We start from the raw sequence: 20,536 nt of genomic DNA, 5'->3' as shown, positions 1-20,536 counted from the left end.
AGCCTTCCTTTGAATGGGAGAATCCTCAAAAGGCTATGAAAGGGAATTTAAATGTGCTTTTGAGCCTTATTCTTACTACTATTTTGATAGGGTGCATTGCTGGAATTGTGCTGTTATTAAAAAAATTATATGTTTCTGAAATAATAATAACTTTAATAATAGGGATTTTGCTCATTTTATTAAACTTATGTGTTTATTTATTGGCAAAAAGTGCTGTAAAAAAGCTGTACAAAGGAGAATGAGGGAGGAAGAAAAAATGAGTAAAAAAGCGTTAATAGGATTAATTGTTATAGTCTTGATAATTAGTACCGTTATTGCATCCATTTTTCTTACAATGTCTCAAGAGAATAATAGTGTGCCATCGGCTTCAAACACAATAGGTGTTATAACAATTGAAGGAGTTATAGGGGAGACTACAAACATATTGGGGATTCCACAAGTTACAGGGGATCCAGTCGAGCAGATAAGAAAAGCTCAAGAGGATAACAGTGTAAAGGCAGTCGTTGTCAAGATAAACAGCCCTGGTGGTTCTGCAGCAAAATCTGTAGAAATATACACAGAGCTTAAAAGGTTAAAAGAAACAGGGAAAAAAGTGATAATTTCAATGGGGGATGCGGCTGCGTCAGGAGGATACATGGCAGCTTGTGGCGGAGACATAATAGTTGCAAATCCAGCTACAATAACTGGAAGCATTGGGGTTATAATGCAGTATACAAATTATGAAGGGCTTTACGACAAATTGGGATTAAAAGAGATAACAATAAAGAGCGGACCTTACAAAGACATGGGTTCGCCTACGAGAGATCTGACTCCAGAAGAGAAAAAGATCTTGCAGGGGATTATAGACGATACCTATGAACAGTTTGTAGAAATTGTATCTGAAGGGAGAAAAATGCCAGTAGAAAAAGTAAAAGAATTAGCAGATGGCAGGATATTTACAGGAAGACAGGCAGTTAAAGCTGGTCTTGTGGATAAATTAGGGGATTTCTATTATGCTGTAGATATCGCTGCAAAAGAGGCTGGGATTAAAGGAAAACCTGTTTTGAAGTACTACACAGCCCCCAGCCCGTGGAGTATACTTTTTGGAAGTACAGCACATAGTACTTTGCAAGAGAGAGGACTTGAAATATTAAGAGTTTTATTTATTAACAAGTGGCTTTTAAATTCAAAGTAGCTCACAAAGGAACCGGACAAAGGGACAAAGGGGACGGTTCCTTTTGTCTGATTCAAAAAGAATGCATTTCTATCCAAGAGGTAACCCTTCTATTTACTTCCTCCCATTTTATATTATTCATAAAGGCCTCTATATAACTTTTTTTATCAGTGCCGTAATCTATAAAATAGGCGTGTTCGTAGGTATCAAGGACCAGAAGGGGAATCGTCCTTGATACTGTGCCATGGTTGTGGAAGTCCTGAAGGTAGTGGTGAAGCTTTAAATCTATAGGGTCAAAGCAAAGGACAGTCCACCCTCGTGAAGCCATTCCACAGGCTATGAAGTCCTGTCGCCAGCTTTCAAAAGAGCCAAAATCAAGAGCAATCATTGAGGCTATTATGCCGTCAGGTATGCCACCTGCTCCACCTAAGTTTTCAAAATATAATTCGTGAAGTTTTACTCCATCTAAATTGTAAGTCTCTTCTAGTTTAAGTTCTCTATATTCGCTATAGCTGGCATTTGCCTTTGAACGGTCAACTGTTTTTAATTTTTCGCGTATTTCGTTTGTCTTTTCTACATATCCATTGTATAACTTGTAGTGTTCTTCAAGAGTTCTTTGGGATATTCCTCTTAAAACTAGATTATATTTTTTTGCTACAAGTTTATCCATATTATGCCTCCTTTTGAATATCTAATTTTAGCATATGAAAAGATGTATAATTAGTGCATAAAAAAATTTATATAGTGATCTATTTTAAAATGCTATTTTAATTTATCGAGTAACTTTTGGTACAATCGGACAAAAGGAACCGTCCCCAATGTCCTTTGAAATATGGTATAATGATAGTAAAGGGTAGTTCAGGAGGGATAGAAATGAATTTAAAAGAGATTTCAAAGCAGGCAGAGGAAGTCATAGAGGAGTTACTTGACATAGCGAATTTAAAGCCGGGGAGTCTTTTTGTCTTGGGTGGAAGTACAAGTGAAATATTGGGTAAGAAAGTGGGAACTGCAGGAAGTCTTGATGTGGCAAAAGCAGTAATGGACCCGATTCTGGAGGCGATACATAAAAGATGGCTTTACCTTGCGGTACAGGGTTGTGAGCACATAAACAGGGCGCTTTTGGTGGAGGAAGAAGCGCAAGAAAAGTACGGACTTGAAGTGGTAAATGTCATTCCTCATGAGCATGCTGGCGGTTCTTTGCAAACTTATGCTTACGAGCAGTATAAAAGCCCTGTAATGGTTGAAAATTTAAAAGGATTGGGTCATGCAGGGCTTGACATTGGGCTTGTGCTGATTGGCATGCATTTAAGGCCTGTTGTAGTTCCTGTGAGGTTAAGCCGAAATAAAATAGGGGAAGCACCAATTGTTGCTGCAAGGACTAGGCCTAAGATGGTAGGAGGAGAAAGGGCAAGGTATAAGAAATTGTAAAGGCACGGTAGACCGTGCCTTAAGTTATTTATTCAATTGAAGGTATCTTACTATTACAGCAGCAGCCTGGGCTCTTGTTAAAGGCTGTTGTGGTTCAAAGTATCCATCTGAACCATTCATTATTTTAAGACCTGATATTATAGCTATATATCCTATCATGTCTTGAGGTATTTTATCTTTGTCTTTAAAGTTTATTGTAAATATATCTGGAATATTAGCTATATAACCTACACCTAAACTTTTTACAAGCATCTTTGCTGCTTGCTGTCTTGTGACCATAGAATCAGGGCTTTTCTCTTTTTCTGTTATGATGTTTTTATTTATTGCTATGGCATAGTAAGTGTCATAATCATCTGAGGATTTTGGCATCGGGTCATAATAGGGAGGCTGTATTGCTCTAATGAGCATTTTTACAAAATCTTTTTGGAGTATGTCTTTATCTGGATAGAATTTGTCTTCTTTTACATCAATTATTCCGTATTGCACTAAGAGTTTTATATCCTTTTCTGCCCAGTTGCCTTCTATGTCTGTAAAAACAACCTCTGATTTTTTAACTACAAGTTTTCCACTGTAATCTACAATTTGGCCAGTTTTCGCATTTATATAGTTGTAGAAGTTTGATTGATACGCAAGTCGTATTGTTGGTGGTTTATCTGGAGATTTATAGTCATAGTCTGGAATGTACGTTAATGTAAATTCAGAGTTGTCAAACATTATCTTGTAAGCTTCCTCAAGGCCTATTATATTTTCCGGAGAAGGCAATTTTACAGAAGTCCAATGTATGGAATATGAGACTATTTCCCCTGTATAGGGACTTACATTGACGTTTATATTGTTGAAAGGACACAAAATTCCATTTGCTACTTCTACATATCTGAATGGATATGCTGGCATTTCAATCATTTTGGAGCTTTCGGGAATATTTGTTTCTTGATATGCTGTTTTGCTGAACTTTTCAGGTACTATTTTTTTAAGGTAATCTTCAGCGATTTTTCTCATCTGTTCTTTAGTGTAGGAAAGTTCTTTTCCTTGCACATTGTCTATGTCGGGACCTCCTCTGGTAAAGGAAGTTAGTTCACCTGTAACTGCATCAACAGAAGCGGTTACATAGTAGTATTTATTGTCTTTAGTTAAAGTCCAATTAAGATACCATATAGGATTTGATTTTGCAGGAGGATAATCATAGCCGCTATATAAGTTTGCGCTGCTTAGCTTGTAATCGCTTATTGAAAAAGGAAGGCTCTTTTTAATTACTTCAATTGCTTTGTCTTTTGATATGTATTTTTCTGAGGCTTCGACTGCTTTTTGCTCTTCTGGAGAGAGTTTTTGTAGAGATTCTCTTTTTATTTCACTGTCTCCAGCACCACCACCATACATTGGCACATAATAGTTTTCATTTGTTTTTATTTCTCCTGTAATAGCATCAATTGGCGCATTTTGGTATATGCCATAGACTAATATTGCTTGAGGTTCATTGCCGTATACTTGGTTGTAGACCAAGTTGTATTGAAGTTTTAAACCTATTTTTTCTTTAAAGATTTTTATTGCCTCTTCCTTAGATATTGCAGCTTTTGGGTCGGGGAAGGAATAATCTTCCCAATTTAATGAGTAAGAGGTTACTTTTAAAGTATTTTTATTTACTGTGACGTATAAAGCGTTATACGGGAAAGGTATACCATTTACTATTCTTTCAAAGGTGAAATTATAGTCATTAGAATAGTATTCATTGTAACCATAGTTATTATTGTTAATTTGTTCTTTTGTTTCTTTGAATTTTTCAGGAGCTACTTTTTGTAAGAATTCAATTGCCACTTTTTTTGCTTCATCCTGCGTGTATTTTGGGATTCTTGGCTGTTCTTGTGCAATGGGGCTCCAACTGTAATAGTTTGTAATTTCACCTGTATCGGCATCTATTGTGACGCTTATGTTGCCTTTTGAAGAAGAATTCCAATTGAGATTCCATGACTTTTTATTACCGTATTCATAGTAGTTAGAGTTAAAGTCGTAGCCGCTATCACTTATGCCTAATTTTGATTTTGCTATTTCAATGGCCTGTTTTAAACTTATCTTTGTATCAGCTTGTGCCTGTGCCATGTTTGATGGTATCATAAGTGTAAACAGGAAGGCAAGGGCAATTGCGATGGAAATAAATTTTTTCATAAAAGAAACCTCCTCCTTTAGTTTTTTCATTTTATTAGACGTAAAAAAGATAAATAAGTTCCCAGAAAAATAGAAAAATCATCTTTCTCTTAAAATATTCCATATCTTAGGGTCTTCTTGACCTAATCTCCATATAGCTATGCCGGATAGTTTATAGCTGTCTACTAGAGATAATTTTGCAGAAAAACTTTTTGAATCTTCAAACCACACTGTATGAACTTTGCCATTCAATACATAGGTATAAGTAGATTCCTGGGCAGTTTGGTCGTATATTACAGATACTCCTAAATTCTTTGCTAAGTCCACAGCTTGTTGGTATGTTAAGGTTCTTGGGTAATTTACGCCCTGTGTCCAATCATACCCATAAACTGCCATTCCAAGCCATATCTTTTGAGGTGGTATTACTGTTGTAGCGTAATTTAAGACATTTGTGACGAAGCCTATTGAAGAAATCGGACCAGGCTGTGAAAAGTGTTCGTCGTAGGCTAGGATGTATACTTCATCGGCGTATTGAGCGATAAAGGAATATTGGAAAGCTCCAGAAAATGGATGTCTAGGGTTGTCAGTTAGCTCTGCTGGAACAGAAATTGTAACAATTTTTCCTATGGCTTTTAAAGAAATGTATAAGTCTCTTATAAAAATGTTTAGATTTTCTCTGTCTTCTGGCGGAACAAATTCAAAGTCTATATTGACTCCTGGATAATTATTTGTCTCAGCTATATTTCGTATGTTTGAAATTAAATTATTTCTGAGAGCTGGTATTGAAAGTAAATCGTGTATTAGTTGAGACTTTTTAGGGTCTGAGTAGTTATGAATTATAGGATAAATAGGTAAATTGTTATCAGAGGCAATTTTTTTGACCTCACTGGAAGACATGTCAACCAAAGTTCCATCTTCTTTTACCCCGTACCAAAAAGGGATGAGGGTTGTTATATCTTTTGCATGGGCTTTCAAGTCACCAATAGTACCGGGAGCTATATCAAAATACCATTTGTTATCCATTATTACACCTCCAAAGTTATTTTTTATAAAAATTTTTTTATTTTGACTTTATACTTTCATAATATGTATAATGTTTTATAGAGTGAAATAAAGGAGGCAACGGTAAAAATGAAAAGAAGAACGGGAATTTTAGCTAGTGCACTTTCTCTTATATTTGTGGGGATTTTGTTACTTTTGCCGAACTTTAATGTGTATGTGCCTTATTTTGTTTATAAAATGGTATGGCCTACTTTTTTTATTTTGCTAGGGTTGGAGTTAATATTTAGCAATAAACTCTATGGAGAAGAAAATAGTAGCATTAATTTAGGGTTCATATTATTGGCAATTTTGATTTTAATTTTTACAAGCAAACTTTTTTATTTAGATCCTTTAAGTATCATCAATTTTTGACAGGTAAAGTAGTAAGAAAGAAAAAACTTATCTGCAAAGCTATAGAGATAGTATATTTAATAAATTAGATTGGAGGTTAAAATATGGGTAGAAAACTGTACAGGTCCAGGGAACAAAAAATGTTAGGAGGAGTTTGTGGAGGAATAGCGGAGTATTTTGACGTTGATGTGACTTTAGTAAGGCTTATTTGCCTTTTGGCGATATTTAGCGGTTTTGGATTGATTCCATATATAATTGCATGGATAATAATACCAGAAAATCCTTATCAATTAAAGGGAAAAATTATAGATGAAGAGCCTAAAACCGGAGAAACCGGAGAGCAACTAGATAACGCAGTAGAAACAGAAGATAAAACTAGCAAAACAAATGAAGTTTTAGGTTGGGTGTTAGTGATTTTGGGAGTATTGCTTTTATTAAATAGATTATTACCTTGGTTGAGTTTTAAAATTATTTGGCCGGTTTTGCTGATTATAATTGGCTTATGGATTTTATTTAAAAAAACATAGGGAGCATGTGCTCCCTAATTTGCTTTCGTTATGCCATTTTGTTGGTCTTTTTGCTGATCGTGGTTGCTATTTGCTATATTATTTTTTTCATAATTTAAAAGCTCTGATACAGTTACAAAACTATAACCTTCAGATTTGAGTTTTTTTATTATTAAAGGAAGTGCAGCTAAAGTATTAATTTTTCCTTCATGCATGAGAATTACTGAACCGTTTTTTGTGTGACTTATCACCCGATTGACTACACTTTCTACTGCTGGGTTTCGCCAGTCATCTGGATCTACATTCCATAAAACAACATGAAGTCCCAATGCATCTGATATTTCTAAAAGAGTTTTGTTAAAAGCTCCATAAGGAGGTCTAAAGAGTGTAGGTTTTATTCCTGTAGATTCAACGACAATTTTTTGTGTTTTGTAAAGTTCCTCTACCATTTGCTCTGGCTTCATTTTCGACATATTAAAGTGGCTGTAGGAATGTAGTCCAATTTCATTGCCATTTTCAAAAATATATTTTAGAAGGTCAGGATGTTTTTGAGCATTTTTGCCAATGACAAAAAATGTAGCTTTTACTTCCATGCTTTTTAATATATCAACATATTTCTCTGTATATTCTGGTATCGGTCCGTCATCAAAGGTAAGAGCGACTACTTTACCTGCACTTTTGTTGTAACCAAAAACCCTTTTATTAAAAGGGATAGGAGGCCCAAAGAGTTTTTCTATCTCAGATTTATTGAGCAATTTGAATATGAAAGTACTTATGCCATAATCTTTATCTAAATTATCAATTTGAGGAGAGATATTTTCCTCATGTGACCCATTTGTAGTATCACTTACTTTAGTGTCTTTTGTAGTATTAGGGTCTAAAAGATTTTGGTTTAAAGAAGTTTGTTTAAAATTATTTTCTTCCTGATTTTTGGTAGTATTAGGTTGTTGTTGCGGTGGGGAGGAACTTTTTTCTTTGTCAGATGGTGTGTTCCAAATTTTTGTGGTAGAATTTACTTGTACATATCTATCTTCAAATATATATTTATAGGCAAAAGCTACTGAACCAATGAGGACTAACATTAAAAACACTATTATAAGTGTATAAATTATACTTCTATTTTTTTGGCGGAGTCTTCTTGGGGCCATATAATCATCTCCTTGTTGCTTCAATTATACTATTTAAACTGTTATCAGTTATTAATAATTAATTAATTTTATGTTACAAATTTGTAACATTTAGAGGAATTAATTTTACTTTTGAGGTTTATTTTAATTATTTTTGATTTCTATTATTATATAGACGTAACAGGAATGGCAAAGTTTCAAAAAACATGACAAATTATTAGTACTTTTACCATACGTCAAAAAGATTAAGTTTTTTAATTATATAATATAAAAAGAAGATTATTAGGAGTATTATAATTCCTCCGACAAATCCAAAAGATTGTTTTGGTATTAACAATGTGGAAGACAATACTATCCCTATCAGCATTATTGTAAACCATTCTTTTTTTGAAGATGAGGTATTTCCCATGACAGGTTTGTATTTTATAAATGTGTAGAGTATTATTATCCAGTTGAAAAATTGTACAAACCCTGTAGCGCTTGTTATATATTCGTAGACGTCCTTTGGTAGTATGTAAGAAAGAATAACTGCTATGAAAAGCCCAAAACTACTTAAGGCAAGAGCATATATGGGTACATCTCTTTTTGTTTTTTTTGTTAAAAAAGTTGGAGCAAACCTGCTTTGTCCTAAAGAGTAGAGGACTTGTGTTACGGCATACATTGCGCCATTCATTGTAGTTAAAGCTGCCGTAAGTATTACAAAATTCATTATTGAAGCTATAAAGGGAATTTTGGTAAAGGACAAAAGTTTTATAAAAGGGCTTTCGTTAATGGAGATGGTGTCCCATGGTATTATCATTAGTAATAGGGTTATTGAGGAAATGTATAATATTGTAAGAAATAAGACTATATATTTACGAGCTATTGGAGTATATTTTTGAGGATTTTTCGTTTTTACAGACGACATTGCTACAACTTCTACACCGCCAAAGGGGATTAGTGACATGAGCATTGCACCTAAAAATCCTTTTATACCGTGAGGTGCAAATCCCCCATGAACATAGAGATTTTTAATTCCCATAGTAGGAGTCTTTGTAAAAAAGCCCATTATTGTAAGGATCCCTACTATGACTATAATAAATAAAGCCACTATTTTTATAGTAGAAAACCAGGATTCAATTTCTCCAAAGTTTTTCGTTCCCGTTAAATTGATAGTTATAACTAAAGCGGAATATATAAGAGAAAAAATCCATAAGGGTACTTTAGGAAACCAATATTTTGTAAATATAGCTGATGCAGTTACTTCACTGGACATGATGAAAACTCCTGCTGTCCAGTACACCCAGCCGCTCAAAAAACCTCCAATATCTCCCAAAGCTTCTTCTGCGTATACTCTAAAAGTTCCTTCTACCGGTTTATAAGTAATCATTTGTGACAGTGCATAAAAAACTTGTGACATGATAAAAGCTGATACAACGTAATTAAGTATAATAATAGGGCCGGCAGTATGAATTGCAATGCCACTGGCTAAGAAAAATCCTGCTCCCAAAATTCCTCCAACGCCAATAAGAACTAATTCGTTGACAGATAGTTCACCTTTTCCCATATTTACACCTCCGCAAATTGTTAGTATTATTATTGGCAAATTAGTGTTAGCTTATTATTGCAAATTTAATTATTCTATAGTAAAATTCGATATTATAAGTTGAAGGAGGTGCGAGATGAAATACAGGACTTTTATAAAAAAAGAAAGAGCATTTTTATATTTTTTGATATTATTGATTTGCACAGTGCTTTTAGTGAGTTTTTTTGATGTTTTTATTGATATAAACGAAAAAAGGATTCATATACTTGATACTTTGGTTGAGTGGTTTTTATATGTTTTTTTAGTAATGGTATTTTCGGGTTTTTTGCTATCTTTGGCTAATTCTTTTCACGAGTTAAATGAAGACCGGTTGATATTGAGATTTGGAATTTTAGGATTTATGCATATAAGATATAGCGATATATCTGCGATTTCAGAGTATAACGAAAAAGACATTCCTTTAGGGGGAATGCGTATTTTGAAAAATACTTGTTATATGGCTTTTGCTAAAAGAAGTCTTGTTAAGATAGAATTGAAAAAGAAAGTTCGAGTATATTATTTATTCTTTTTAAAAAGATGGGTGGACACTGCTATTTTTTCTGTAGAAAAAAGAGAGGAATTTATAAAAGAGTTAAATAAGAAAGCAGGGAAAATGCCTCAATAAGGCAATTTCCCTGCTTTAAATTACTTTCCATCCATTGATTGCAATATATTTTATGCCTAAAATACTTTTAAGTTCAATTGTTAGATTTTCTAATTCCCTTTCATATATTATTTTGTCTACGTATACATTAATTTTGTCAACACCTACAATATAGTATTTTTCTTGATTTTTTGGAATACCAATAAATACTTCTGGGGTGAGGTTAGGCTCTATACAGCAATTTTGGATATCATGATATTTAATGTATATATTGCCACCTTTTTTGAGTATATATTCTTTTGCAGCTTTAGTGATTTTCAAATAAAACACTCCATTTCGAAAGCTACTTTAATTAAATACACTTGCTTCAATTGCCTCTTTTGTGAGTTCTCCTTTTTTAAGCCATCTATACCATTTTATAGCTGAATCTATTATAATAATTATGGTAAGTAATATTATTGCAATTGAAAGTACGACAAGTAATGTGTTACCCTTTGGAAGATAGTTGGTAACTATATTTAAGTATGCAGCGTACAATGTAGTTGCAGCCACAAATATGAAAGGAATTAATGTTATCCACATATATTGTGGCTTTCCTTTTTTAATGATGACAGTAGTTCCTAAAGCTAAAGCTATTGCTCCAAGTAGCTGGTTGGAAGTTCCAAACAAAGGCCATATTGTTGAAATATTTCCGCCATATACTAAATATCCCCATGCGAAAGACATTAAAAAGCTAGTTAAGATTATTCCTGGCCACCAATTTCTATCTTTTAAAGGCCTGTATATTAATCCACCGGCTTCTTGCAATAAATACCTACCTATACGGGTACCTGCGTCTATTGTAGTAAGTATAAACAATGCTTCAAACAGTATTACAAAGTGGTAAAGATATGCGCCAAGGTGTTCTAAAAATGGAATTTTTGAAAAGATAAAGGTCATCCCTACACCAAGTGTCACTGCACCTCCTGGCCTTCCCGCTACATTTTCTCCGACTAACTGCGATAAAACTGGAAGATCTACAACTTTCATGCCCAACTTTTGGAAGACTTCAGGAGTTACGTTTATGGCAAAGTAGTCAGCAGGAATTAAGCTTGTCGCAGCGATTAAAGCCATCATTGCGACAAAACCTTCTGCCAGCATTGCTCCATAAGCTATAGGCAGTATGTCTTTTTCGTTTTTTATCATTTTAGGAGTTGTCCCTGAGGACACAAGTGAGTGGAAACCGGATAAAGCACCGCAGGCAATTGTGATAAACACATAGGGCCATACTTTTCCAGAGATTATAGGACCGCCGCCTGCGACAAATTCTGTTATAGCAGGCATTCTTATCGTAGGATTTACGATTATAACGCCTATTGCGAGAAGAAGCATTACTCCCAATTTCATATAAGTGCTTAAATAATCTCTGGGCACTAACAAAAGCCATACAGGTAAAACTGCTGCGAAAAAGCCATAGGTAGCCAATATTATCGTCATTTCTTTTTGGTTAAATGTTAAATAATGAGCTAAAGCGGTGTGTTCAATGTAAGGACCTGCAACAACGGACAATATCAAAAGGGTTACACCTATTATTGTTGCTCCTTTTACATCGTCAGGTCTAATCCATTTCATGTATATTCCCATAAAGATTGCTATAGGAATAGTGGCAGCAACTGTGAATGTTCCCCATGGGCTGTTGTATAAGGCATTTACTACAACAAGTGCAAGACCTGCCATTGCTATTACAAGTATGAAAATAACAGCTATTGCAGTTGCTACTCCTGATACTTTACCTACTTCTTTTCTGGTAATGTCTATTATTGAAGACCCATCGTGCCTTACGGATGCGAAAAGTATTACCATGTCGTGAACTGCTCCTGCCAGTACTGCGCCAATTAAAATCCATAAAGCTCCTGGTAGCCAGCCAAATTGTGCAGCGAGCACTGGTCCTACAAGAGGTCCTGCGCCGGCTATTGCGGCAAAATGGTGACCAAAAAGGACCCATTTGTTAGTTGGAACGTAGTCATAGCCATTTTCAAACTTATAGGCAGGTGTTGTTCTGTTTTCATCAAATGCAAGAACTTTGGCAGCAATGAAGGCGCCGTAAAAGCGGTATGCCAGAGCGTATACGCTTGCTGCTATGATGACTAATACCATTGCACTCATATAAAAACCTCCCATGTTAATAGATTTCAGCATAAATTTAACATATATTTTAAACGATTTCAGCCAATTTGAGATGAAAAGAAGAAATTAAACTATGAAAAGAAATATATAGTGATAAAAAGAAAAGACAGGGTTATACATCCCTGTCAAGACCCAGCAAAAGTTTCAATTCTTTTATTTGAGATTTACTCACAGGTATCTGGGTTTTTTTGTCGTCATCCATTACTACCCAGTAAGTGCCTTTAAACCACGGCAATATTTCTATTATTTTATTTAAGTTTACAATGTAACTTTTTTGAACTCTAAAAAAGGCATTTTCTTTAAGCTTTTCTTCAAGGCTTTTTATTGTCCCTTTGTATATAAAATCATCGTTTTTGGTTTTTACAATTACGTCCCCTGAATAAGCTTCTGCAAAAATTATTTCATCTAAATCGATGAGTTTTATTCTTCCATTTTTTTCAACAGCCAATTTTTCTATTTTTTTGCTTCTAATTTCTGTAGTAGAGTCTTCCTGCTCTTTTAACTGAATATCTCTATAAAAGGTTCTTATTTTTTCTAATGTCTTATATAGGCGATGCTGAGTTATTGGTTTTAAAAGATAGTCAAGTGCTCCTATTTCAAAAGCTTCTATTGCGTGTATATCATAAGCAGTTACAAAAACTACATAAGGCAATTTCCCTACAGTGGAGATGTGCTTTGCTACATCGCATCCGTTTATTCTGGGAATATTTATGTCGAGAAACACTACTTCAGGTTTTAATTCTTCTATTAATTTTAGCGCTGCAAGACCGTTGTCAGCCTCTCCTACAATTTCTATGTCTTCATACTCACTAAGAAGATATTTGAGTTCATCTCTTGCTGGTTGTTCATCATCAATAATTAACGCTTTTAACTTCGTCATATGCATCACCCTTTTTGAGATAAGCTTTGGGTATTTTAAAAGAAACTTTTGTACCAAAATTTTCTTCGCTTTCAACAACTAAAGAACATTCTTTGCAAAAGATAGTTGTTAATCTCTCGTTAACATTGTAAAGGCCTATTCCAGCACCTTTGCCAAATCCTTTTTTTAAAAGATTTTTTAATTCTTCTTTTTTGATGCCTATTCCATTGTCTTCTACACAAAAACTGATGTAATCTCTTTCGTCTTTTATTTTTATTTTAATTGTGCCGCCTTCAGTTTTGTGGAAAATTCCGTGTTTTACAGCATTTTCAACTATTGGCTGAAGGGTAAAAGAAGGCATGTAATAGGACATTACACTTTCATCAATGTCTTGTTCTATGTTTAGTTTATCTCCAAAGCGAGCTTTTTCTATATATAAGTAAGCATTGATATTATTTAACTCTTGCTCAATAGTGACATACTTTCCTACATTTTTTAAATTGTGTCTAAAATATTCACTTAAATTTATTAAAAGTTCTCTTGCTTCATCAGGCTTTGTTCTTATAAAGGATATGACTGTATTTAAAGCATTAAACAAAAAATGAGGATTGATTTGGGATTGAAGAGCATTAAGTTTTGCTTCAGTGGCCAATTTTCTTTGATATTCTGCATCAGCAATTTCTAATTGATAAGATATTAAGTGCCCTAATCCTTTAGCGAGTTCAATTTCTGTATTTGAGATGACATTATTTCTCGATTTACTTCCTCCTTTGTAGAGTTTTAATGTTCCTACCAATTTATCGTACTTAAAAAGAGGTACAACTACAGCAGAGGATAAAGGGCAATCCTGATGGGAACACCTAATTTCTTCTTTTGATTTGGCTATGCGGATTTTTCCAGTTTTTAAAACTTCTTTTGTTGCTTGTGTGAGTATTGATGTACCAGGTTTATGGTGGTCTGAAGCGATGCCGACATGAGCTAAAATTTTCTTTTTGTCGGTTAGTGTAACGGCCGATACATTTGTGGAATTGTATATTATTTCAGCTGTTTTTTGTGCTGATTCTTCATTCAATCCTTTTCTTAAGTACGGCAGAGTTTTTGATGCTATTTCAAGGGCAATTTTTGCTTGCATAGCAGAAATTTGTTCTTTTTCATCGAATACAGATTTAATTATTATCATAAATACAGCTATACCTGTAGCATTGACTATCATCATGGGCAATCCTATAATGTCTACTAATTCTAAAGCTTCTAAAAAAGGCTTGGCAGTTGCCAAAATGATTAACATTTGTACAGCTTCACCTATAAATCCCGCCACAAATGCCAATTCCCAAGGGACATGTTCCCCTTTATAATATTTTCTTATAAGTCCACCAGAAAATCCTTCTAAAATGGTGGATATACCACAAGACATTGCTGTAAAACCGCCTAAAAAAAATCTGTGAACTCCTGCTATTAATCCTGCACCTAAACCTACTAAAGGGCCTCCTATTAAACCTGCTACCATTGGACCTACCACTCTTGAGTTTGCAATAGCGTCTTTTATAGGTACACCGACGTAAGTTCCTGCAATACCTATTACCCCAAAGATGACCATAGTCAAAAGAAGGTCTTTTTTTGTAACGCGGCTGTTATAGATTATTTTTTTGAAAAATTCCGCTTTAGAAAGCACAAAAGCTAGAAGAGCTATTATGCTAAACCTTTCTGCAAGTATTATCAGAAGCTCATACATATTTATTCACTCCATTATCAAAAATTTTCTAAATTAGAAGGATAAAGTAATCAACATGTCGTATTATTAATATACATCTTAATTATATTTATTCTACAGAAATAACTTTTTTCCTGCAACACATATTTTCCATATATTGCATCTTAATATTTGGGAACAAGTTTTATTTTTTTACGTCTAAATTAAATGAAAGGGAGGTTAGAAGGTGGGACAGGAGGAGTTGTTGGAAAGGGCAAAAGCTGGAGAGGTGGAGGCTTTTGAAATTCTCACAAGTGAGCATCAAAAGTACATATACAACGTGATATTAAAAATTGTTTTTGATAAGGAAGAAGCACTAGACCTCACTCAGGAGACGTTACTCAAAGCATATTTAAATATAAAAAAATTTAAAGGGAATAGCAGTTTCAGGACATGGCTTTATAGGATTGCTATAAACTGTGCTATAGATTATTTAAGAAAAAGAAATGTGGAAAGAAGTAATTTTAGAAAGATAGAAGAATTTGAAAATGAAGTAAAAGATTTTGAAACTCCTGAAGAGGTGGTAGATAAAAAATTAACTGCAGAAATTGTAATGAAGGAAATAAACAAACTTCCTCTAGACTATAAAGTGGTTTTGATTTTAAGAGATATAGAAGGTTTAAACTATGAAGAAATATCCAAGATAATGAATTTAAACTTAGGCACTGTAAAGTCTCGCTTGTGGCGAGCAAGGAATCTGCTTAAAGAGAGAATAAAGTCTTTGCCAGAATTTTTATCATTAGACGAAAGGAGGCAAGTATGATGGATTGCAAAAAGGCACTTCAACTTATACCCCGATATATAGATGGTGAATTGGATGTATCACAAAAGGAAGAATTAGAAAAGCACATAGAAAGCTGTGAAAGTTGCAGAAAAGAATATCAACTGGAGAAAAATATAATAGAAAGTTTAAAAAATATGCCTCCTTTAGAACTACCTGAAGATTTCAATAAAAAAATACACGAAAAATTGGTTTACCAGAAAAATATTTTAGAGAAGAAAAAAGAAAGGCTAAAAAAGACGTTAACAGTAGCAGTTATTGCAGCTTCTTTCATACTTATGACAGTATTTGTAGTAAATATTTTTAAATTTGATAAATCTTCACGAATAGAATCGAGTGCTCCTTTAAACAATATCAAAATGACTCAAAGTGCTGATTTGTCTAAAAAGGAAGGAATTAATAATGAAGTTAATATGTTTTCAATCACTGGTCAAAGAGGATTGCTAGCAGGAACTTCAAGGAAAATTACAAAAAATGCAACCGTCTCCTTAGAAGTAGAAGATGTCAACGTATGTTATGATAAAGTGTTTAAATTGGTAAAAGAAGCAGAAGGCTTTATTGAAAGTTCTGATGAAACCGTATTTACCGATAATACCAAAAGGATAAATCTTGTTTTGAAGGTGCGGGAAGATAAATTTGAAAGTGTGATTTCTCAGATTAAAGAATTTGGTAAAGTAACAGCTTTAAGAATAGATAGTAAAGACGTTACAGAGCAGTATTATGATTTAAAAGCAAGGCTAAAAAACTTAGAAATAGAGGAACAAAAACTTCAAGACATTATGAATAAGGCTTCTACAGTCAAGGAAATGCTTGAAGTAGAATCCGAAATAAACAGGATAAGAAGCGAAATAGAATCAATGAAAGAACAGTTAAAAGTATGGGAAAATCTTACGAGTCTAGGAACCATAAATCTTTCAATAAAAGAGGTTTCCAAGGTTGAGCAACCTACGACTCTAGTTTCTTTTAAGGGAATCGGTAGAGATATGAAACTAGCTTTTATAAATAATGTAAATTTTTTAATATTTTTTATAAAGAAGCTGATAATAATATTGGTAATAGTTTTACCTTATGGTGCACTGGCTTTTATTGGGTATAAAGTGTATATCTATTTCAAAAAAAGAAGATGACAATTTACATCTTCTTTTTTTTGCGGTATATTAAAATACAAAGAAATAAAAATGGGAGTGATTTAATGTCTAAATTTTTAGTAATTGACGGGAGTAGCCTCATGTACAGAGCCTATTATGCATTGCCAATGCTTACTACAAGTGAAGGATTACATACAAATGCCTTATATGGCTTTACTATGATGCTTATAAAACTTATTGAAGAGGAAAAACCTGATTACATAGTTATAGCTTTTGACAAAAAAGCTCCTACTTTTAGACACAAAGAGTATCAAGACTACAAAGCTACAAGACAAGCAATGCCTGAGGAACTCGCAGAACAAGTAGACCTTTTAAAAGAAATTATAGATGGCTTTAATATAAAGACTTTAGAATTAGAAGGTTACGAAGCCGATGACATCATAGGTACTATTTCAAAGTTGGCAGAGGAAAAAGGAATGGAAGTGCTTGTAGTTACAGGAGATAGGGATGCGCTTCAATTAGTTTCAGATAAAGTGAAAGTTAAGATTTCTAAAAAGGGTATAACTCAGATGGAAGAGTTTGACGAAAAGGCTGTTTTAGAAAGATATGAAATAACTCCTTATCAATTTATTGATTTAAAAGGGCTAATGGGGGATAAATCTGATAATATCCCAGGGATACCTAATATAGGAGAAAAAACAGCGATTAAACTTTTAAAAGAATTTGGCAGTGTTGAAAATTTGCTTCAAAATCTTTCTCAACTCAAAGGTAAGATAAAGGAAAATATAGAAAATAATAAAGAATTAGCTGTAATGAGTAAAAGACTTGCAACTATAAAAAGAGACATTCCTATTGAGATAGATTTTGAGGAATATAGAGTAAAAGACTTTAATGAGGAGAAGCTTTTGGAGATTTTTAATAAATTAGAATTCTTTAGTTTGATTGATAGCATAAAGAAAAAAGATAATGTAGAGATTGTAAATAATCATAAAGTTCAAAAATGGCCAAAAATAGATATAAGAAAATTAATAACTTTATTGCAAGACAGCAGAAATATTGCTTTTTATCCTTTAATTTATGAAGGGGAAATAAAGAAAATAGCTTTTTCTTTTGGAAAGGATACTGTTTATATTGATGTTTTCCAAATAGAAGATTTAAAAGAGATTTTTCAAAAAGAAGAGTTTGAATTTACAACCCACGAAATAAAAGATTTTTTAGTCAAGCTTTCTTATAAAGGAATAGAGTGTAAAAGCAAGTACATAGATACTGCTATAATGGCTTATCTTTTAAATCCTTCTGAGTCTAACTATGATTTGGACCGTGTGCTGAAAAAATATTTAAAGGTGGATGTTCCATCTTATGAAGAGGTATTTGGCAAAGGTAGGGATAAAAAGAAGCTTGAAGAAATAAGAGAAGATGTACTTGCTGATTACATTTGCAGTAGATGTATGCATCTATTTGATTTAAGAGAAAAGTTGATGAATTTTATTGAAGAAATGGATATGAAAAAACTTTTATTGGAAATAGAAATGCCTCTTGTAGAAGTTTTAAAATCAATGGAAGTAAGTGGTTTTACATTAGATAAAGAGGTACTAAAAGAGCTTTCACAAAAAATAGATGATAGAATAGCAGAAATACTAGACAAAATTTATAAAGAAGCAGGGTATCAATTTAATGTAAATTCCCCTAAGCAATTAAGTGAATTTTTGTTTGAAAAATTAAATTTACCAGTAATAAAGAAAACAAAAACAGGATATTCTACAGATTCTGAAGTTTTAGAGCAATTAGTTCCTTATAATGATGTTGTCAGTGATATAATAGAGTATAGGCAACTTACAAAACTTAAATCTACTTATATAGATGGATTTTTGCCTCTCATGGATGAAAACAATAGAGTACATTCTAATTTTAAGCAAATGGTTACTGCTACAGGTAGAATAAGCAGTACCGAACCAAATCTACAAAATATACCTATAAGAGAAGAGTTTGGAAGACAAATTAGAAGAGCTTTTATTCCGCGGACTAAAGATGGGTATATTGTCTCAGCTGATTATTCTCAGATTGAACTGAGGGTTTTAGCACATGTTTCGGGGGATGAGAAGCTAATAGAGTCTTTTATGAATAATGAAGATATACATTTAAGGACAGCTTCGGAGGTTTTTAAAGTCCCAATGGAGAAAGTTACACCAGAAATGAGAAGAGCAGCAAAAGCCGTAAACTTTGGTATAATATATGGCATTAGCGATTACGGGCTTTCTCGAGACCTTAAAATATCAAGAAAAGAGGCAAAAGAGTATATAAATAATTATTTTGAAAGATACAAAGGAGTAAAAGAATATATTGAAAAAATAGTGCGATTTGCAAAAGAAAATGGCTATGTGACTACAATAATGAACAGAAGAAGATATATTCCTGAGATAAACTCAAAAAATTTTACTCAAAGGTCGCAGGGTGAGAGGTTAGCAATGAATGCTCCAATACAGGGAAGTGCGGCTGATATAATAAAAATGGCAATGGTTAAAGTATACAACGATTTAAAAAAATTAAAACTTAAGTCTAAGCTTATATTACAAGTTCATGACGAGCTTGTAGTGGATACTTATAAAGATGAAGTAGAAATCGTAAAAAAGATACTCAAAAATAATATGGAAAATGTAGTACAATTAAAAGTCCCTCTTGTAGTGGAAATCGGAGTAGGACCCAATTGGTTTTTAGCCAAGTGAGGTGTTAAAAATGGAAGTAATTGGGCTAACAGGTGGTATAGCATCAGGGAAAAGCACGGTTTCTAAGCTTTTAAAAAAGCTGGGGGCGGTGGTTATAGATGCAGATCTTGTTTCAAGAGAGATAATGGTTAAAGGAACAGAGGCATATAATAAAATTGTTGAATATTTTGGTGAGGAGATTTTAAGAGAAGATGGGGAGATTGACAGAAAGAAACTGGGCAACATTGTATTTGCCAATAAGAAAAAGCTCAAAAAACTTAATGAGATTACCCATCCTATAATAATAGAAAGGATAAAAGAAAAGATTGAAGAAGAAAGGCAAAAAAATCAACAAAAAGCTATTGTGCTGGACGCAGCTCTTTTAATTGAAATGAAGTTGTATAAGATGGTAGATGAAGTGTGGCTTGTGGTGGTAGATTCTAAAACGCAGATAAAGAGGGTTATGGAAAGGGATAAACTTTCTTACAGAGATGCGATAAACCGCATAAAAAGTCAAATGCCTCTGGATGAAAAGATGAAGTATGCAGATTTTATAATAAACAATAGTAAGGATTTTAAGGCTATGGAAAAGCAAGTTACTCTATTTTGGGGAAGGTTTGCAACATAAAGATATCGGAGGAATAACTTTGAAGAAGAGAGTAATAGTAATAGCATTGGTTGTAATAAGCCTTTTACTCACCGAGGAGCTAAATACCCATTATTTTTTAAAAAAAATTTATCCCCTTAAATACCACAATTATGTAGTTTATTACGCAAAAGAGTATGGCGTAGATCCCTATCTTATTTTTGCTGTAATAAAAGTAGAAAGTAATTTTAAAAGTGATGCAATTTCTAGCAAAAATGCTATAGGATTAATGCAAATTCTACCAGATACTGGAAGATGGATTGCCAATAAAGTAGGGATAAAAAACTACAGCGATGATATGCTTTTTGAGCCTAAATACAATATTCAGATGGGGACATGGTATTTGACTTATCTTCTTAAAACTTTTAATGGAAATATACAGTTAGCTGTAGCAGCTTATAACGGAGGTAGTGGAAATGTAGGTGCATGGCTTAAAGACAAGAGATTTTCCAAAGATGGGAAACAGCTACATGCTGTTCCTTATCCTGAGACAAATAGATATATAAAAAAGGTGTTAGCAGTTTATCAGATATATAAATTTATATATGAAACTAAAAGTTGATATGAATATACAAAAAAAGCTGAAAAATTGGTATAATAGTATCGTTAAAAAAGAAAATAAAAAGGGAGG

The 20,536-nt window shown here is 33.3% G+C and carries 19 protein-coding genes and 1 pseudogene; 11 read left to right on the top strand and 9 right to left on the bottom strand.

The features are described 5' to 3' along the window. Together M663_RS14490 and sppA are read left to right on the top strand one after the other, a co-directional pair. Positions 1-242, top strand: a pseudogene (locus tag M663_RS14490) (hypothetical protein); the annotation flags it as partial. A 14-nt stretch (positions 243-256) separates the two neighbouring features. Next, positions 257-1,174 carry a signal peptide peptidase SppA gene (sppA, locus tag M663_RS0102990; protein WP_029687880.1) on the top strand — a complete coding sequence of 306 codons (918 nt, stop codon included), beginning with the start codon at positions 257-259 and terminating at the stop codon, positions 1,172-1,174. A 52-nt stretch (positions 1,175-1,226) separates the two neighbouring features. On the opposite strand, the gene M663_RS0102985 is transcribed toward sppA, so the two are convergent. Further along, a complete protein-coding gene (locus M663_RS0102985) occupies positions 1,227-1,823 on the bottom strand; it encodes a Fe-Mn family superoxide dismutase (RefSeq protein WP_029687879.1) in 597 nt (198 codons plus the stop codon). A 203-nt stretch (positions 1,824-2,026) separates the two neighbouring features. On the opposite strand from M663_RS0102985, the gene M663_RS0102980 reads away from it, so the two are divergent. Next, a complete protein-coding gene (locus tag M663_RS0102980; protein ID WP_029687878.1) occupies positions 2,027-2,581 on the top strand; it encodes a TIGR01440 family protein in 555 nt (184 codons plus the stop codon). 24 nt (positions 2,582-2,605) lie between these two features. On the opposite strand, the gene M663_RS0102975 is transcribed toward M663_RS0102980, so the two are convergent. Together M663_RS0102975 and M663_RS0102970 are read right to left on the bottom strand one after the other, a co-directional pair. Continuing rightward, positions 2,606-4,741 (bottom strand): S-layer homology domain-containing protein, encoded by a 2,136-nt coding sequence (locus M663_RS0102975; protein WP_029687877.1) that lies wholly within the window; start codon positions 4,739-4,741, stop codon positions 2,606-2,608. A gap of 78 nt (positions 4,742-4,819) precedes the next feature. Continuing rightward, positions 4,820-5,743, bottom strand: coding sequence for a glycosyl hydrolase family 18 protein (locus tag M663_RS0102970; protein WP_029687876.1), 924 nt, complete (start codon positions 5,741-5,743; stop codon positions 4,820-4,822). A 108-nt stretch (positions 5,744-5,851) separates the two neighbouring features. Here M663_RS0102970 and M663_RS0102965 point away from each other — a divergent pair, with 108 nt between their 5' ends. Then, on the top strand, positions 5,852-6,133 hold the full coding sequence (locus tag M663_RS0102965) for a DUF5668 domain-containing protein (RefSeq protein ID WP_029687875.1): 282 nt from the start codon (positions 5,852-5,854) through the stop codon (positions 6,131-6,133). An 83-nt stretch (positions 6,134-6,216) separates the two neighbouring features. Then, positions 6,217-6,639, top strand: a complete 423-nt coding sequence (locus tag M663_RS0102960) for a PspC domain-containing protein (RefSeq protein WP_029687874.1) — start codon at positions 6,217-6,219, stop codon at positions 6,637-6,639. A gap of 14 nt (positions 6,640-6,653) precedes the next feature. On the opposite strand, the gene pdaB is transcribed toward M663_RS0102960, so the two are convergent. Together pdaB and M663_RS0102950 are read right to left on the bottom strand one after the other, a co-directional pair. Beyond that, a complete protein-coding gene (gene pdaB / locus M663_RS0102955; protein ID WP_029687873.1) occupies positions 6,654-7,766 on the bottom strand; it encodes a polysaccharide deacetylase family sporulation protein PdaB in 1,113 nt (370 codons plus the stop codon). Between the two features lie 205 nt (positions 7,767-7,971). Continuing rightward, positions 7,972-9,291: an amino acid permease gene (locus tag M663_RS0102950; protein WP_029687872.1), complete on the bottom strand. Its 1,320-nt coding sequence runs from the start codon at positions 9,289-9,291 to the stop codon at positions 7,972-7,974. A 115-nt stretch (positions 9,292-9,406) separates the two neighbouring features. Between M663_RS0102950 and M663_RS0102945 the strand changes: the two genes are divergently transcribed. Next, positions 9,407-9,934, top strand: coding sequence for a hypothetical protein (locus tag M663_RS0102945; RefSeq protein ID WP_029687871.1), 528 nt, complete (start codon positions 9,407-9,409; stop codon positions 9,932-9,934). A 15-nt stretch (positions 9,935-9,949) separates the two neighbouring features. Here the strand turns inward: M663_RS0102945 and M663_RS0102940 are convergent, their stop codons facing one another. The 4 genes from M663_RS0102940 to M663_RS0102925 form a co-directional block, all read right to left on the bottom strand. Then, entirely contained in the window at positions 9,950-10,243 is a 294-nt protein-coding gene (locus tag M663_RS0102940) for a CC/Se motif family (seleno)protein (protein ID WP_029687870.1), read from the bottom strand. Between the two features lie 18 nt (positions 10,244-10,261). Next, positions 10,262-12,058, bottom strand: coding sequence for a carbon starvation protein A (locus M663_RS0102935; RefSeq protein WP_029687869.1), 1,797 nt, complete (start codon positions 12,056-12,058; stop codon positions 10,262-10,264). Between the two features lie 133 nt (positions 12,059-12,191). Further along, positions 12,192-12,959, bottom strand: coding sequence for a LytTR family DNA-binding domain-containing protein (locus M663_RS0102930; RefSeq protein WP_029687868.1), 768 nt, complete (start codon positions 12,957-12,959; stop codon positions 12,192-12,194). After that, the gene (locus M663_RS0102925; protein ID WP_029687867.1) at positions 12,931-14,670 is read right to left on the bottom strand and encodes a sensor histidine kinase; all 1,740 of its coding nucleotides are present in this window, start codon (positions 14,668-14,670) and stop codon (positions 12,931-12,933) included. Before M663_RS0102925 ends, M663_RS0102930 begins: the two co-directional genes overlap by 29 nt. 205 nt (positions 14,671-14,875) lie before the next feature. Here M663_RS0102925 and M663_RS0102920 point away from each other — a divergent pair, with 205 nt between their 5' ends. The 5 genes from M663_RS0102920 (at position 14,876) to M663_RS0102900 (ending at position 20,467) form a co-directional block, all read left to right on the top strand. Beyond that, positions 14,876-15,451 (top strand): sigma-70 family RNA polymerase sigma factor, encoded by a 576-nt coding sequence (locus tag M663_RS0102920; protein WP_029687866.1) that lies wholly within the window; start codon positions 14,876-14,878, stop codon positions 15,449-15,451. Then, entirely contained in the window at positions 15,448-16,596 is a 1,149-nt protein-coding gene (locus tag M663_RS0102915; RefSeq protein WP_029687865.1) for a DUF4349 domain-containing protein, read from the top strand. Before M663_RS0102920 ends, M663_RS0102915 begins: the two co-directional genes overlap by 4 nt. A 65-nt stretch (positions 16,597-16,661) precedes the next feature. Then, on the top strand, positions 16,662-19,280 hold the full coding sequence (gene polA / locus M663_RS0102910; protein ID WP_029687864.1) for a DNA polymerase I: 2,619 nt from the start codon (positions 16,662-16,664) through the stop codon (positions 19,278-19,280). A gap of 10 nt (positions 19,281-19,290) precedes the next feature. Continuing rightward, entirely contained in the window at positions 19,291-19,887 is a 597-nt protein-coding gene (coaE, locus tag M663_RS0102905) for a dephospho-CoA kinase (RefSeq protein ID WP_029687863.1), read from the top strand. A gap of 19 nt (positions 19,888-19,906) precedes the next feature. Then, positions 19,907-20,467 (top strand): lytic transglycosylase domain-containing protein, encoded by a 561-nt coding sequence (locus M663_RS0102900; RefSeq protein WP_029687862.1) that lies wholly within the window; start codon positions 19,907-19,909, stop codon positions 20,465-20,467. Positions 20,468-20,536 lie beyond the last annotated feature (69 nt).

The sequence above is a fragment of the Thermoanaerobacter sp. A7A genome, assembly GCF_000445185.1.
Lineage (GTDB): Bacteria > Bacillota > Thermoanaerobacteria > Thermoanaerobacterales > Thermoanaerobacteraceae > Thermoanaerobacter.
This window is presented reverse-complemented; position numbering and strand designations above follow the sequence as displayed.

Bases quoted from the DNA above. Each gene is read 5' to 3' on its own strand.
- pdaB (WP_029687873.1), bottom strand. From the start codon at position 7,766: ATGGCCCCAAGAAGACTCCGCCAAAAAAATAGAAGTATAATTTATACA.
- polA (WP_029687864.1), top strand. From the start codon at position 16,662: ATGTCTAAATTTTTAGTAATTGACGGGAGTAGCCTCATGTACAGAGCC.
- M663_RS0102980 (WP_029687878.1), top strand. From the start codon at position 2,027: ATGAATTTAAAAGAGATTTCAAAGCAGGCAGAGGAAGTCATAGAGGAG.
- M663_RS0102975 (WP_029687877.1), bottom strand. From the start codon at position 4,741: ATGAAAAAATTTATTTCCATCGCAATTGCCCTTGCCTTCCTGTTTACA.
- coaE (WP_029687863.1), top strand. From the start codon at position 19,291: ATGGAAGTAATTGGGCTAACAGGTGGTATAGCATCAGGGAAAAGCACG.
- M663_RS0102965 (WP_029687875.1), top strand. From the start codon at position 5,852: ATGAAAAGAAGAACGGGAATTTTAGCTAGTGCACTTTCTCTTATATTT.
- M663_RS0102950 (WP_029687872.1), bottom strand. From the start codon at position 9,291: ATGGGAAAAGGTGAACTATCTGTCAACGAATTAGTTCTTATTGGCGTT.
- M663_RS0102960 (WP_029687874.1), top strand. From the start codon at position 6,217: ATGGGTAGAAAACTGTACAGGTCCAGGGAACAAAAAATGTTAGGAGGA.
- sppA (WP_029687880.1), top strand. From the start codon at position 257: ATGAGTAAAAAAGCGTTAATAGGATTAATTGTTATAGTCTTGATAATT.
- M663_RS0102925 (WP_029687867.1), bottom strand. From the start codon at position 14,670: ATGTATGAGCTTCTGATAATACTTGCAGAAAGGTTTAGCATAATAGCT.
- M663_RS0102915 (WP_029687865.1), top strand. From the start codon at position 15,448: ATGATGGATTGCAAAAAGGCACTTCAACTTATACCCCGATATATAGAT.
- M663_RS0102935 (WP_029687869.1), bottom strand. From the start codon at position 12,058: ATGAGTGCAATGGTATTAGTCATCATAGCAGCAAGCGTATACGCTCTG.
- M663_RS0102945 (WP_029687871.1), top strand. From the start codon at position 9,407: ATGAAATACAGGACTTTTATAAAAAAAGAAAGAGCATTTTTATATTTT.
- M663_RS0102985 (WP_029687879.1), bottom strand. From the start codon at position 1,823: ATGGATAAACTTGTAGCAAAAAAATATAATCTAGTTTTAAGAGGAATA.
- M663_RS0102930 (WP_029687868.1), bottom strand. From the start codon at position 12,959: ATGACGAAGTTAAAAGCGTTAATTATTGATGATGAACAACCAGCAAGA.
- M663_RS0102970 (WP_029687876.1), bottom strand. From the start codon at position 5,743: ATGGATAACAAATGGTATTTTGATATAGCTCCCGGTACTATTGGTGAC.